The following is a 13,001-nucleotide window of genomic DNA, read 5'->3' as shown; positions in this document are numbered from 1 at the left end:
CTAGAATCTGCCTTAGTTTTACTATGAGGAGTTTTTATGATTCTGAATGCTATTATCCAAAAAGATGAAGATGGTTACTTTGCCTCTGTGCCAGATCTTAGTGGTTGTGTAACTCAAGCAGAAAGCTATGAAGAAGCCATTAGTAACATTAAAGAAGCAGCAGCATTGTATATGGAAAGTTTGCAACTAGATGAGATTAGGCATATACAAGCTAAAGATACAGCGATTGTCCCCATAGAACTAGCCAATACCTGAATTACCAAAACTTACAGCAAAAGAGGCTGAAAAACTTTTGCTTCAGGAAGGCTTTGTTGTTGCAAGACAAAAGGGTGGTCACAGAATCTATATGAAAAACTCTTACAGAATGGTTTTGCCACATCATACAGGCAAGACTTTACATCCCAAAATTATTAAAGAACTTTTTACTATTATAGAATCTGCTAGAGGATAGATGTTTTCTTAACTAAATTGCAAGTATTTTTCAAATGGATAAAGTTGTGCCAGAATACACGGCATATTTTTATGTAGGGAGTAGCACGATGACAATTACAATAAAAATGCAAACAAAGATGTTTTAAAAGCCATCAAAGAAGTAGCAAAACTTGCCAATCTTAAAGTCCAAGCTACACAAACAGATGAGGATATAGCAAAGCAATGGCAACAAGAAAACGATGAAGCGGTGCAACTCTACAAAGAAGGTAAGCTTAAAGCCTACAATTCAGCTAGAGAAATGCACAAGGCGATTCTTAAGTGAAATACAAAATCTTATATACCAAAGCTTACAAAAAGGCAATTAAACATTTTGCTCCCACAGTTTTCCAGATTCTAGAATCTGTAAATGACACATTAGCCAAGGGCGAAAAACTAGCAGCAAAATATAGAGACCATTTATTGAAGGGGGCTTTTAAGGATTTCAGAGAATGCCATTTAAGCCTGACTTGCTTTTAATCTATCAAAAACAAGATGAGTTTCTTATTCTTACTTATATTAATGCGGGTAGCCATAGCACATTATTTAAAAAATAATTTTACTTTTGCGATAAAGAACACAAAGATAATTTTCTCCTTTGACAGCCACATACCACTAAAATGTATGTCAAATGAGAAATATGAAGATTCGTGCAGTTCAAATAGGTATGCTATAATAAAACAACAAGGAAAGGATATTGTGATGACACTTATCATTGAAAACGCTAGTAGCGAATTTGCAGAAGCTATAAAAAATTTAGCAAAAATCGCTAATGCTGCGGTTTGTATCCAAACAGACAAAAGCAAAGAAAAAGAATCTTGTTTGATTGAGGAAACCGATATTTACAACGATTTTCAGGCAAGAAAAGCAACAAATCCCAAGCAATACGCTCAATTAACACAAGAAGTAAAAGATGAAATATTCGGTATCAATCATCAATAAGGCACTCAAAAGTTTAGAAAAAATCCAAAAATCATCCCCTCATGATGCCGATAGGATTCTAACTCTTATTGAAATTCTTAAAGAAAATGACGGACCACATTTGCTTCCAAATGCAAAAAAACTTAAAGGACACAAACACAAAATTGCTATCGATGGAGAATTGGAGATTATCGAGTGATTGGATATATCAAGCATAACGAATTAATTATTGAAATCATCAAAATAACTTCACGACAAGAAGCATACAAGTAGCTGATGAGAATTGTGAGAATTGGGTAGTCTACTTAGAGATGCAGCGATGTGTTTATTGTGTTATAATTCTCTTAATCCAAAGACTTTACTATCGGCGATAGTTTGCTCATTATGAGTGGGTGCTTTGGATTCTAATGTGGGTTGATTGAACTTATTGCTTATGATTTCTGTCCCTACATATTCCCTTGACAATCTCTACTCTACAATTTCCTTTTGACAGCTCTTACTCTTGCTATAAGCAATTCTTAAAAAACATCGTCAATAGAATTTGTATTTGGTAAAACAATCTTCTGTATCATTGTGTCTATATCATAGTCTAATTTTCTCATTGAATTTTCGTCAATTTCAAAACAAACCAAAGTGCATTCAAAATTGTGTTTCAATCGCCTTACACTAATACCATCTTTGTTTCTAACACTCACAAGAGTATCTTGAGATAAAATTACTAATTCACTTTCTTTAATGTCCTGTATGAGTTGTGATATAACAAATAGCCCATATCCAATATTCCTTTCTGAAGCGTAAAGCACATTATATGATGATGTTGTAATGCCTTTTTCAAGAGCTTTTTTGATAGCTTCTTCTTGTGTATTGATGTTAGAAAATTTTCTCTTGATGTTTGCAAGAAAACCAATTCCATTGTCAAGAGCTGAAAACTGAACTTTCTTTTTGGTTTTGTAATATTGAGCAATGGCTATACCATTACCATTGGAATGGTCTGCAATGTTGTTAAGTATTTCGGAGATAACATACCTAAAGCAATCTTTTATATCTTTTTGTATTTCGTTTAGGATTTTTGCATCATTAAGTGTTTTTGATAAAACTCGCACAAGTTCGTAGGTGCTTTTTTCAACATCATTTCTGGAGCATATATTCATTAGCGAAGAACCGCTTTTGGAATGAATACCCTTTTGTGTAAAAGTAAAAAAATCATTTTTTACTTCATTTCCATTAAGAATCCCTCTTCCCATTAGGTTTTCAATAAGCAAAATATCAGCAGTTTCCATCCACGAATTAAATTGCAAAAAGTCTTTGTTCTGAATACAAAGTAGTGTTTGCTCAATGCGTTCTAGGAGATTCAAACTCTGCCCTCAAGTTTTTTTGCTCGTTCCCTTATGGCATAGTTAAACATACTTTTGATAGTGTCATTTGCGTTAATAAGTACAATATGCTCTTTAAGAAAGCTGATACCAAAACGAGTAACCATCAATCCAAAAACTTCATCAGCAAATGCATGAGCAACGCCCTCAATGCCATTAAAATCTACTGCAATAGCGGATTGCTTCTTCTCCAAAATTTCATCGACAATTCTAGCGTGAAGATTCTCTCCGCTACCTCTACTACCAAGGAAATCAAAATCCCCACAAATTAATTTAACATTAAGGGAATGATTTAATTGTCCATTCATAACTTATCCTTTCTGTATGTTTTGCGGAATTATATTAAGATGTAAGTCAATAAATCAAACAAGCACACATCATTCCACAGACAATGTAACCTTTGGTAAAAGTAAGAAATTCTTATGGGAGGGGAACAAATCACGACTAATTCTTGTCTATATCTTTGCTTGTAGTAAATTTGTTCAAAAACTCCTTACCCATATGTGTTTGAGCCAATCCCTCAAGCATTGCTCCTACACTTGTTCCGCCCTTTGATGATAAAATATCTCCTATCTTACTCATACCATCTTGCACATCCCCGCCATTTGCGATAATTTTCATATCTGCACTTACAAGAGCTTTAGCTTGTTCGATACCTATCTTTTCGCCCGCTTCCACTTGTCTTATAGTAACAAGATAATGCTGGTATCCCTCATTCTCGCCAACCTCTTTTGCCAATGTGATTTGTGCAGTTACTGGAGCTAGTTCTTTTAATTTCAAAGCCTCCGCTTCAGCTGCACCTATTTTAGCAATACCTTGCGATTCTTTATCTTTTACTTCTAAAAGTGCGGCTGCTTCCAAAAATTGTTTTTCCTTATCAGCTTCGGCATTTTTAATTGTGGCATTTTTTCTAGCTTCCGCATCAATTTCAATCTTTCTTTTTTCCTCTTCTGCCTTGACAAGTTCCGCTTCTTTGTTAATTTCTGCTTGTTTTACCTTTTCGACACGAACGACCTCCATATTTTTTCTTGCGTGATTTTCTCCTGCTCCTTGATAGCTTGTTTTGCCCTTTCACTGCTGATAGCCACTTCTCTTTCGTTTTCCACAGTTTTTAAACCCACTACCTTATTGGCTTCTTGTTGCTTAACTTCTGTTAATTGCTGGGCTTCAATTTCTGCCATTTGAGTCTCTTTTTATTGTTAGCCACTTCAATATGACTTTCTTTCTCTATTTCCGAAATCTTTTTGCTCTAGAATCTCGAATTTGCTAAAGAACATCAGCAAGGGCGAAAATCTTTGGTGTATGTTTCTTACTCCAATCTAGGAACGACAGAGCGATTAGTTGCTGCTTTGGAAACCTTACTTAAATCCTTTGTTTGTATTAAGGTTCTTAATGGAAACATTGAGGCTAAAAAGAGAGATGCGTGGATAAAAAAGAATCCTTGTGATGTTTTAATAACAAATCCTGAACTTGTAAAAACAGGGCTAGATTTGTTTGAGTATCCAAGCATATTTTTCTACCAAACAGGGTATAACACTTTCACGCTTAAACAAGCCTCTCGCCGTTCTTGGAGAATTGGGCAAAAAGTTTCGTGCAAGGTGTTTTTCTTGGTATATGAGCGAACCCCACAATCTGTTGCTTTAGCTCTTATGAGTAGAAAAATTAAGGCAGCAAATTTGCTTGAGGGACGACTTGTAACCACAGAAAACGAGCTAGGTGCTTTTTGCAATGAAGTCTCAATACAAGACCAAATTGCAAAAGCTATATTATCAGGCGACAAGTCAGATGATAGTGAAAGTCCTACTAACGAGTGGGTATTTGTTCCTAGAGAATGGAATGCTTTTGAAGCGTTATATAACGCAAAAAAAGAAAAGCAACCTAAAATTAAGGTAGCTCATGTCTCTAGCGGTAAAGATGATAAATACAAAACTCATTCACAAGTAAAAAAATCTCCTGTAAAAGAAGTGGTAACGCCTGTTCCTAGTGTCTCATTGTTTGACCCTAGTGCAAGAGTAAATGTTACTATCTACAAAGGAAAAAAAGCACAAGTGGTTGAAATGAGTGGCGAAGACATCATCAAAAAGCTAGAAAGTGAAAACAATAGCGGGATTCAATTATCACTGTTTTAGTTTTCAGGTGCAGTGGCGGTTGGGTTTATCCCTTTTTGAAAAATAAGGGGAATTTCCCTTCCGTGTTTATATATTTGCTTTAGGAGGCAAAAAATGGTTAAAGAAATTTTTGAAATGATAATAGATAGGAGAAACGTTGATTGTGTAGATTTTGTAGAAAACAATAGAGAAATTGTTTTACTTAAAATTGTAGGGCAATCTCAAATCTGCCGCAGCGTTAGTGCCTATTTTATGAGTGGAAATCGCTCTGTTGCTGCATTAATAGGGGATAAAAACTATTTTATAGGAGAGACCTCTTATGCACGGGTAGAAGATGTGATTAAGGAAGGTTACAGCCACATAACGATTTATCAGCGGGATATTTTTCAAGATTGCAATATGTTCTTTTTTCCTTCACGGGATAAAGAAGATTTAATGAATGGGTTCAAGACTTGGCTCAACAAAATAGCCTTACCTGTGCCTAGAGAAGAAGGGTTTATACAATTCTTTCTTCAAACTTTGCTTGACACAAGAAATATTGAGCTAAAAATGTCGCTTAATGGGCTGTATAACTATGGTGTTGTCAATTTTGCAAGATTGTCTGCAAATGACTATGAAGAACTCGCATATATTATAGAAGCATGTTATGCGGAGTATAAAAAATCAAATTTTAAAATTCAAGGAGTTGCGTAATGGCAAGATTGGAATCGGACAAAAAGTTAGGATTTTTTCCTACAAATAGTGCAACCGTAAATGAGTTCCTAGACAAAATTTCAATTACAGGCAAACAAGAAAATTTCTTGGTGTGTGATCCTTGCTGTGGCGAAGGTGTTGCCCTTTCTTTGTTTAAACGCTTTAGTGGTGTAAAAACCTATGGAGTAGAACTAGACACTGAGAGAGCAAAAAAGCATCTTTGGTTATTGATGAGCTTATCAACGATGATGGCTTACGCGTCATTAAGAGCCATAATGCTTTTGGGTTTTTGTTTTTGAATCCTCCTTATGGGGATACTAAAAATATACATCATGAAAATGTTCGCTTGGAAACTGAATTTGTCAAAAAATGGGCTCAAGTGTTGCTAATGGTGGGTATATGTTGCTTATCATCAATCCTAGTAGTGCTAATGCAAAAATGGCAGAAGTTCTATCAAACTCACGCTTCAAAGTGGAGAGTGTATTTTTTGATGATAACAGCGATTACCAAAATTTTAACCAATTCTTTATTCTCTTAAAAAAGGATAAGGACGGATTGGTTTCGGCGGATGAGGTGCTATCGCAAATTCAAATTGAAAAGGCGGTAAACCTTAAGGATATTCTTTCTTTTGACATTAACATACCTCAAAACAATCTTGCTAATCTTATCTTTAGGGCCAAAGGATTGCAGGAATGGCAAAAAATTGAGTTGCTTAATAATGCTTCTAAAACAATTAATTTTAGAGCAAGGCTATGTCGCACGAGCTCAATCGGAGCATCAAGCATCCAAACACCAAACGAAGGGCAATCTGCTTTATTGCTTGGTGCTGGAATCTGCGATGATGCCATTAATGGTTTTCTTATTAAGGGGAGCATTAAAAAGGTTGAAACCGTAGGCGATGATGCGGTGAGGACTGATGACAAGGGGAATACAAAAACGCGTGTGCAAGAGCAATTCTGCACTGAGGTTTATGCTTTCGATACAAACGAAGGCATTTATATGAAATTAGTCTAGGAGAACCAATGAGCATTGAAATCTATAAAATCACAAGAACTGCTTATGTTGATGAGGCTAAGATTTATCTTATCCCTGAAACAAGAGTTTTTGCGGATAGAGCACAGGCTTTGGACTACTACTATTCTCAAATAGAAAATAATCTTGGAGTTTGCTTAACAGGAATGTGTTTCGAAGAAATAGAACAACTCTTGAAGCAAAACTATGTGAGTGGCAAGATTAAATTTGCTTATCACTTTAACAAGGAAAGATTGCATCTAAATCAACCAAAATGCCCTCATTGTCTTAGCAATGTCGAAGCATCGGCGGTAGATGGATACAAATACTTTTGCCCTGATTGTGAAGAGGATTTTCTATCTTTTGAGGTTGTCTAACCGTTGCCCATTGCAAATGGTTATCCGTTATGGAGTTGCCTTATGGCTTATTGTTGAAAAATGTGCTCCAATAAAAGGAGATAGCAATAGAAAGGAACCGCAATGAATATAGCATATAATTTTAGTAAAAATTTTGAAATTTTACTTGATATATTTGCTGAACACATTTGCAACAAAGATGGCGAAGGTTCTGCTATTACTAAAGACGAAGTCTTTAAAATGGCTGGAGCGATTATCGCAGAATCAAGGGAAGTAGCTAAAAATACGGTAGAGGAAATCTCTGTAACTCAATCTGATTTAAAGATGTTAGAAACTAACACTAAGGCTGAGTTTAAATCCGTAAGGGCTGAAATACAAGAGTTTTAGGCTGAGTTTGCCAAGGTTCGCAATGAAATGTCTGAGTTTCGTGAAGAAGTTCGTCAGGAGATGGCTGAAATGAAGCAAGAACTTAAACAAGAAATTGATGAAGTTCGTGGCGATATTAAAGCCTTAGAGTCCAAGATTGATATTAAGCTTTCTAAATCGCATTCAAGTGTGCTTAAATGGGTGGTTGGAACTCAGGCTGCTTTGTTTGCTGTTTTTATAGCCATTCTTGGAGTTGTTATTAGCAAACTATAACTCAACTATATTCTTCTTTTTGCCCAATAGGTCGGGAATGCACTTTTTAACATTCCCGCAAGGGTTGTGTGCTTTCCTCATTTGTCTTTTAATATTTAAAAGGATACACAATGTCTCTAGCACACACGTTAGTGATGAATGCTAGTGGAAAATTAATTAACCCATTTGCACTTAAAGATAGCGATTTTGATGTAAATGTCATCGCACAAACCTTAAGCCGCACTTGTAGATTCTGGGGACAAACTAAAAGATTTTACAGCGTAGCACAGCATTGGCTTGTGATGGCTGAAATCTTTGAGGGAAACTTAGAATTGCAAAAATGGGCTTTACTCCACGAAGCATTCGAAGGTCTTACAGGAATGGATATACCATCTCCGATTAAAAATTCTCCACACATGCAAGCATACAGAGAAGCAGAGGAAAGGGCGTTAAATCAAACAGCTAACCTGTTTGGTCTCACTCCTCCTATGCCTGAAGAAATCAAAATAGCAGATAAGCGGTTAATGGTTTCAGAGGCTCTTGTGCTTATGAATACGGAGAACTACGAATGGGGTCAGATGCCACACCTTATAATGAGGATATTCTCGAAATTATAAGAGAGGAATCCGAGGCTGAAAATATACAAAATCTCCACGAAAACATCAAGCAACGCTTTTTGTCAAAATGGAAATAGCTTTTTGGTCATCTTGTGGCTTAGTGGCATTTTGCCTGTTGTAAATAAAAATAAAGGATTAAAAATGGAAAAAGAAATTAGCGCAAAGTTAAGTTTATTCGGATTCGTCAATAAGAATTTTTACGCTTTCTGCCAAAAAGGATTTGATAGCGTGAAAGATGCTGAAGTATTTTTATTGTCTGAAATGGGAAAAATTTTCAATAAGCATCTCGCTTCAAATATTGAAGATGACGAAGATGCTAGTGACGAAAACTACAATGATAAAAAAACTCGTATAGCCTATTGGCTGAATGAGAATATCAAAAGCTGTAAAGTCACAGTTGAAAATCCTTTTTCTTGCACCGAATACGATTTCACTCGATTCTTGCATCAGTAATTAGTCGTGCATAGCACTGTTGCCACCGATAGGGCAGATTTTTTTGCCCTATATGGCAATAAGTCTGTTCTTCGGTCTATTTATATCGAAAGGACACACGATGAAAATTTTTATAGCCTTAATGTTTGTATTTGTAGGTTTTGGAGCAGCTACAACTGCACTAACTCCATCTAAAGTTTGTTTTACTTCTTATAGCGATTCAAATGTCAAGCAACGATATGCAAGTGCTTTTAAGCACTCATTCAATCAATGCGACATCAGCACAAGGAGGTAATATGAGCAAGGCAACTGCAAACAGCACAGACGCTCTTTTCGCTCCAAATCGTATATTTGCCTTTATTCTTCTAAAATATGGAATCAGCCCTAAAGCAATGTGGAAACGCAATGGCATTTATGGCTGCGGCAATAGCGGATTTCGTTTTTATCCTAATGACTTTACTGTTAGCATTGACAAATGGGAAAGCGAATATATAGGAGGAAGGTATGAGAGAAATTTTGTAACAACTTTCTACAAAGTATCTATCAATAAGGAAAGAAAAACCATTTCTTGGGAAGAGGTATCATTAAATAAAATGATAGCTTAAGAGAAATGACTTGCTATATTATTAAAAACCAAATAGGAATCAATGTTCGTTTTTTCTGTTTGGTTTCCCTTTTTGGGTTTTTCAAAAGATTTACAAAAAGAATCCTTTGAAAAGCTCTAAAACTAAAATAGGTAGGTTGAATATTGCCATTTTTTTGGTTATAAATTCGGTAACAAGTTGCAAAATATAAAAACTTATTTAAACACATTGTGAGTCCATAGAGTTTTTATTGAATCCCTGCGCGTCCACCACTTCAAAAACTTTAGAATCCCCTTTCCCATCTCTTTATATCAATCCGTAAATATAGGCAATCGTCTCTTGAATTGTAGTTTGCTATTAAGCCTAAAAAGATAAAATCGTTCAAATGAAAGCATTTTTCCAAAGGTCGAATATAATGAAAACAATGATAGCATTTGTAGCTATTCTTAGTCTTATGGGTATAATATTAGATATATCTTATAATATAAGCATACATAGTTTATGTTATGGTTTGATTGCTGTCTTTGCGTTGTTGAGTTATTATAAGCTTACTCAAAGAGCACAATTTATACAGCGAATTGTTGAATCTTCAAAATACTACCGCAATGGTGAGTTTGAAAAACGTATCCTGCGAATTAATGTTGATAAAGATTTGTATGAGCTTGCTCACAATATCAATATTCTTATCGATAATCTTGAAGTTTTTATGCGCGAAATCAGCACTTCTGTTCGCTCCACGCAAGAGGGAAGATATTATCGTAAAGCATTTGCACAGGGGCTTAAAGGGGCTTTTGCCATCAATATACACAATATTAATCAAACCCTAGAAAGCATAGAGCAAAATGCAAAAGATAATATTAAAAATGCCCTTGCAAAGTCCCTTATGGATATGAGCTTAGATAATCAAAATACAGACCTAACCCGTATCAGTTTGCATTTAGAAAATGATGTTGAATATATGAAACACGTTGATGATAATGTCAATAATATGCAAGCACTTTCCTTTGATTCTAAAAAAGATGTTACCTCTATTACGGATTCTATTAATGAATTGGCGGAGTTGATTGCAGAAAATAGCATTATTATTGATAATTTTGCTCAAAAGTCAAATGATATTGCTCAAGTGCTTGGTATGATTAGCGATATTGCCGATCAAACTAACCTCCTAGCACTTAATGCTGCCATTGAAGCAGCAAGAGCAGGGGAACACGGGCGAGGCTTTGCTGTGGTGGCTAATGAGGTGCGAAAGCTAGCCGAGCGCACACATAAGGCGACAAATGATATAGCTATCGTGGTGCAAACAATGCAGCAAGAAATCGAGCAAATCACCACTAGTTCTTCAAAAATAGCAGATATTGCTACTCAAAGTCATCAAAAAACAGAGCATTTTAGCGGTGTGTTTGATACGATGGAGAAAAGTGCCTCTAATCTTTTTGTAGTGTTTTCAACCCTTACCAAGCGGCTTTTACTCAGTATTGGCAAATTAGAGCATATTGTATATAAATCAAGCGTATATTTAAGCTTTAATCTTGGTAGAGAAGTGCTTGATTTTAATCGCGCGCTCTCAACAGGTAATTTACTCTCCATAGAAAGCAATCTTACAAGTTTGGGGCTTGATACGCACTCCTTTTATGCCTTGCAAAAACAAATGAGTGATTGCGTTGGGCATACTACCATTAAATTAGGCGAGGAAGTGAATGCACAAAATGCACAGAGCATTATTGAGGGTTTAAAACAGCTTGAGCAATACAGCAAAACATTTATGCAGTTTTTAGAAGAAAAGAAAGTTAGCATTGAGATGTGATAAGACCACTTTGGGGCAGGATACAGAGATGCTTACTATATGCGCCCTTAAGCAAGGTGATTTTAAAGGCAGAGAGTAGGGGCGTGGGGATTCTACCGCAATAGGGTGCGCCATATCGATCAAAATAAACTCGTGCGCCCTCACGCTCCTTGCAGAATCCATCAGCTTCTATCAATATCCCATCTATGCCAAAAAATTCTCCTAGCCTCACTAAAGCAAGGGCATTATTCTTGCACTCCTGTGCGGTATTGGTGTTATTATAGGCGCTTAAGCATTTTCTCTCCATATTTTTGAGGATAATATCCCCCGCCATAGGACGAGAATCAAAATCGGTAGTAGTAGCCCTGCGTGGCGTATCGATATAAAAGCTATAACTATATGTTGTGTAGATTTTGCCTAAGTGGAACTGCACCTGCCACATTGCGTTATGATGATGGATAAGAAGTGAATTTGCATTAAGCGAAGGGTAGGCTTTTAGCATATCTTGAGTGGCTGCGGCTTGTAGATATGTGCTATCATCGCTTAAGGCGGTGAACTGGAGTGTCTTTAAATGTGTGATAAGGCTGCTATGGGCTACCTCTAGGGAGTGGTTATTACTGCCCTTAGGGAGGAAAATAAAAAGTATGGCTACCAAAGAAAGGGCTATGATAAGCTCAAAGAGTTTCATCAAGTTAAGGCATTATGGAGATGGCGCATTGCTTTTATGCGTAGTATGGGGGGTGTGTATATGCTTAGAATCTTTATCTTTTTGCTTTGTATGTGCCTGTGTAGTTGCAATAGGGGTGCTTTGCTTAGAGGGGAGAATGATAAAGGCAGCTATCTTTTTACCCAAATACACAATAGGGATTTCATTCTCATACGTTTGGCTTAAGTCATTTGTAGGGAGCAAATAAGGACTTTGAGCTTGCTCGATACCATAGAATCTAAGGCTAAGGGCTAGCCTATGATTCCCTACATCAATAGATTCTATCCCCTTTTGCCGCAATGCCTTTGCTAAATCTTTGCTAATGTAGTATGAGCTTGCAAAATGACTTTTTACATCAAAGAGATAGAGAATCTTATTCGCATACAAAACAAAGCTTTGTGCGAAAAGCAGTATTAAAATGATAGTAAATCGCCTTACATAAGCCATTCTATAAGGCTTAAGCCGCATTCTCATATCTGCAAAGAATTGCCTCACAGCCACAGGGAGTGCTACCACACTCATAGGAAACAAACTCTCCAAATCGACATTTTGACGAATAGAGAGCAGCACGACAAAAAACATAGAAACCGCACCAATATGCACAAGAATATTATTTTGCTTTTTAAGTGCATTGATAAGCGTATAGCAATAATATATCAAAAACAAAGGGGAGAAAAATATCATCATTTGCCCCAAATTAGACAAAAAGTGATTGCGTGGAATCCCTGATATATCTAAGCCAAAAAGATACATATTAAGCGCAAAAAGCAAAAGTGAGATAAACATCCCCCACATATTTTTATTCTTAAGCGTAAAAAAGAAAAATGCAAAAAACAAAATCGCAAAGCTCCCATCGACAAATGCTGCTATAAGCATAGTGAAATAAGGCATTTTATTAAATCGTATTTGATAATAGCAGCATAAAAACGTAATGCAGATAATCAAGCCACTTTTTAAAACAAAAAGCGCACTAAAGATTACTCCGGGCAAGAGCGCGTAGATGAGCACGACAATAAGTGAATCTCTAGGCTTTTGAAGGTATAGCCTAGAGATTCTATACAAAAGAAACATATTGCATATATGGATAAGGATAAAGGGCAGCCGCAGGGCATAGTCATTTTGCCCAAAGAGTGAGAGGGAATATCGCGCAATCATAAAGGCTAAATCATTAGAGTAAAACACCCCAGCAGCTTCCCTATGATGGATACTCATATCCCCACAAGCAAAGAGTAAAAGCGCTACATTGACGCTCAAAATAAGGCAAAATAGCACATTTGTGCGAAAATTAGAAACCCTATATTTCTCCCATAGCTGCTTAAACATACCCACAC

The 13,001-nt window shown here is 36.3% G+C and carries 22 protein-coding genes and 2 pseudogenes; 17 read left to right on the top strand and 7 right to left on the bottom strand.

The genetic code is table 11. The features are described from left to right. Positions 1-36: 36 nt before the first annotated feature. The 5 genes and pseudogenes from V3I05_RS06535 (at position 37) to V3I05_RS06515 (ending at position 1,588) form a co-directional block, all read left to right on the top strand. Complete coding sequence (locus V3I05_RS06535; RefSeq protein WP_300447645.1) at positions 37-255, top strand: type II toxin-antitoxin system HicB family antitoxin; 219 nt, start codon at positions 37-39, stop codon at positions 253-255. Beyond that, entirely contained in the window at positions 248-451 is a 204-nt protein-coding gene (locus tag V3I05_RS06530; RefSeq protein WP_081947976.1) for a type II toxin-antitoxin system HicA family toxin, read from the top strand. The genes V3I05_RS06535 and V3I05_RS06530 overlap by 8 nt, the downstream gene beginning before the upstream one ends. Before the next feature lie 299 nt (positions 452-750). Then, positions 751-1,025 (top strand): annotated as a pseudogene (locus V3I05_RS06525) (type II toxin-antitoxin system YafQ family toxin). Between the two features lie 145 nt (positions 1,026-1,170). Further along, positions 1,171-1,410 carry a hypothetical protein gene (locus V3I05_RS06520; protein ID WP_289688034.1) on the top strand — a complete coding sequence of 80 codons (240 nt, stop codon included), beginning with the start codon at positions 1,171-1,173 and terminating at the stop codon, positions 1,408-1,410. After that, complete coding sequence (locus V3I05_RS06515; RefSeq protein ID WP_300447647.1) at positions 1,382-1,588, top strand: type II toxin-antitoxin system RelE family toxin; 207 nt, start codon at positions 1,382-1,384, stop codon at positions 1,586-1,588. Before V3I05_RS06520 ends, V3I05_RS06515 begins: the two co-directional genes overlap by 29 nt. A gap of 134 nt (positions 1,589-1,722) precedes the next feature. Here the strand turns inward: V3I05_RS06515 and V3I05_RS06510 are convergent, their stop codons facing one another. The 5 genes from V3I05_RS06510 to V3I05_RS06490 all read right to left on the bottom strand — a co-directional run bounded on the left by V3I05_RS06510 (position 1,723) and on the right by V3I05_RS06490 (position 3,943). Then, positions 1,723-1,854 (bottom strand): hypothetical protein, encoded by a 132-nt coding sequence (locus V3I05_RS06510; RefSeq protein ID WP_289688032.1) that lies wholly within the window; start codon positions 1,852-1,854, stop codon positions 1,723-1,725. 53 nt (positions 1,855-1,907) lie between these two features. Continuing rightward, entirely contained in the window at positions 1,908-2,744 is an 837-nt protein-coding gene (locus tag V3I05_RS06505) for a hypothetical protein (RefSeq protein ID WP_300447649.1), read from the bottom strand. Beyond that, positions 2,741-3,070, bottom strand: coding sequence for an STAS-like domain-containing protein (locus tag V3I05_RS06500; RefSeq protein ID WP_300447651.1), 330 nt, complete (start codon positions 3,068-3,070; stop codon positions 2,741-2,743). Before V3I05_RS06500 ends, V3I05_RS06505 begins: the two co-directional genes overlap by 4 nt. A 136-nt stretch (positions 3,071-3,206) precedes the next feature. After that, positions 3,207-3,782, bottom strand: coding sequence for a hypothetical protein (locus tag V3I05_RS06495; RefSeq protein WP_343353006.1), 576 nt, complete (start codon positions 3,780-3,782; stop codon positions 3,207-3,209). Continuing rightward, positions 3,755-3,943, bottom strand: a complete 189-nt coding sequence (locus V3I05_RS06490) for a hypothetical protein (protein ID WP_295698639.1) — start codon at positions 3,941-3,943, stop codon at positions 3,755-3,757. The genes V3I05_RS06495 and V3I05_RS06490 overlap by 28 nt, the downstream gene beginning before the upstream one ends. Positions 3,944-4,057: 114 nt before the next feature. On the opposite strand from V3I05_RS06490, the gene V3I05_RS06485 reads away from it, so the two are divergent. From V3I05_RS06485 to V3I05_RS10665, 12 genes and pseudogenes are all read left to right on the top strand, one after another. Next, positions 4,058-4,891, top strand: a complete 834-nt coding sequence (locus V3I05_RS06485) for a hypothetical protein (RefSeq protein ID WP_300449730.1) — start codon at positions 4,058-4,060, stop codon at positions 4,889-4,891. Positions 4,892-4,984: 93 nt separating this feature from the next. Continuing rightward, positions 4,985-5,563 (top strand): hypothetical protein, encoded by a 579-nt coding sequence (locus V3I05_RS06480; protein ID WP_300447657.1) that lies wholly within the window; start codon positions 4,985-4,987, stop codon positions 5,561-5,563. Beyond that, the gene (locus V3I05_RS06475) at positions 5,563-5,862 is read left to right on the top strand and encodes a DUF6094 domain-containing protein (protein ID WP_300447659.1); all 300 of its coding nucleotides are present in this window, start codon (positions 5,563-5,565) and stop codon (positions 5,860-5,862) included. The genes V3I05_RS06480 and V3I05_RS06475 overlap by 1 nt, the downstream gene beginning before the upstream one ends. Before the next feature lie 100 nt (positions 5,863-5,962). Further along, complete coding sequence (locus tag V3I05_RS06470; RefSeq protein WP_300447661.1) at positions 5,963-6,577, top strand: hypothetical protein; 615 nt, start codon at positions 5,963-5,965, stop codon at positions 6,575-6,577. Between the two features lie 8 nt (positions 6,578-6,585). Further along, on the top strand, positions 6,586-6,951 hold the full coding sequence (locus V3I05_RS06465; RefSeq protein ID WP_295698653.1) for a hypothetical protein: 366 nt from the start codon (positions 6,586-6,588) through the stop codon (positions 6,949-6,951). 102 nt (positions 6,952-7,053) lie between these two features. Next, a complete protein-coding gene (locus tag V3I05_RS06460) occupies positions 7,054-7,317 on the top strand; it encodes a hypothetical protein (protein WP_300447663.1) in 264 nt (87 codons plus the stop codon). A 27-nt stretch (positions 7,318-7,344) separates the two neighbouring features. Beyond that, positions 7,345-7,569 carry a hypothetical protein gene (locus tag V3I05_RS06455; RefSeq protein WP_300447665.1) on the top strand — a complete coding sequence of 75 codons (225 nt, stop codon included), beginning with the start codon at positions 7,345-7,347 and terminating at the stop codon, positions 7,567-7,569. A 110-nt stretch (positions 7,570-7,679) separates the two neighbouring features. After that, positions 7,680-8,165: a hypothetical protein gene (locus V3I05_RS06450; protein ID WP_343353003.1), complete on the top strand. Its 486-nt coding sequence runs from the start codon at positions 7,680-7,682 to the stop codon at positions 8,163-8,165. Positions 8,166-8,306: 141 nt separating this feature from the next. After that, positions 8,307-8,618 carry a hypothetical protein gene (locus tag V3I05_RS06445; RefSeq protein ID WP_300447669.1) on the top strand — a complete coding sequence of 104 codons (312 nt, stop codon included), beginning with the start codon at positions 8,307-8,309 and terminating at the stop codon, positions 8,616-8,618. 100 nt (positions 8,619-8,718) lie between these two features. Then, on the top strand, positions 8,719-8,892 hold the full coding sequence (locus V3I05_RS06440) for a hypothetical protein (RefSeq protein ID WP_300447671.1): 174 nt from the start codon (positions 8,719-8,721) through the stop codon (positions 8,890-8,892). Between the two features lies 1 nt (position 8,893). After that, positions 8,894-9,202 (top strand): hypothetical protein, encoded by a 309-nt coding sequence (locus tag V3I05_RS06435; RefSeq protein ID WP_300447673.1) that lies wholly within the window; start codon positions 8,894-8,896, stop codon positions 9,200-9,202. A gap of 1,114 nt (positions 9,203-10,316) precedes the next feature. Then, positions 10,317-10,985: pseudogene (locus V3I05_RS10665) on the top strand (methyl-accepting chemotaxis protein); the annotation flags it as partial. On the opposite strand, the gene V3I05_RS06425 reads toward V3I05_RS10665, so the two are convergent. Continuing rightward, positions 10,969-11,652 carry a hypothetical protein gene (locus V3I05_RS06425; protein ID WP_300449722.1) on the bottom strand — a complete coding sequence of 228 codons (684 nt, stop codon included), beginning with the start codon at positions 11,650-11,652 and terminating at the stop codon, positions 10,969-10,971. The pseudogene V3I05_RS10665 and the gene V3I05_RS06425 sit on opposite strands and share 17 nt — an antisense overlap. Before the next feature lie 12 nt (positions 11,653-11,664). Continuing rightward, positions 11,665-12,993, bottom strand: a complete 1,329-nt coding sequence (locus V3I05_RS06420) for a glycosyltransferase family 39 protein (protein ID WP_300447679.1) — start codon at positions 12,991-12,993, stop codon at positions 11,665-11,667. Positions 12,994-13,001 lie beyond the last annotated feature (8 nt).

Origin of the sequence: Helicobacter mastomyrinus (genome assembly GCF_039555295.1) — a bacterium.
GTDB classification, from domain to species: Bacteria; Campylobacterota; Campylobacteria; order Campylobacterales; family Helicobacteraceae; genus Helicobacter_C; species Helicobacter_C mastomyrinus.
Note: the sequence above shows the minus strand (reverse complement) of the source record. Positions and strands in the feature narration are given on the sequence as shown.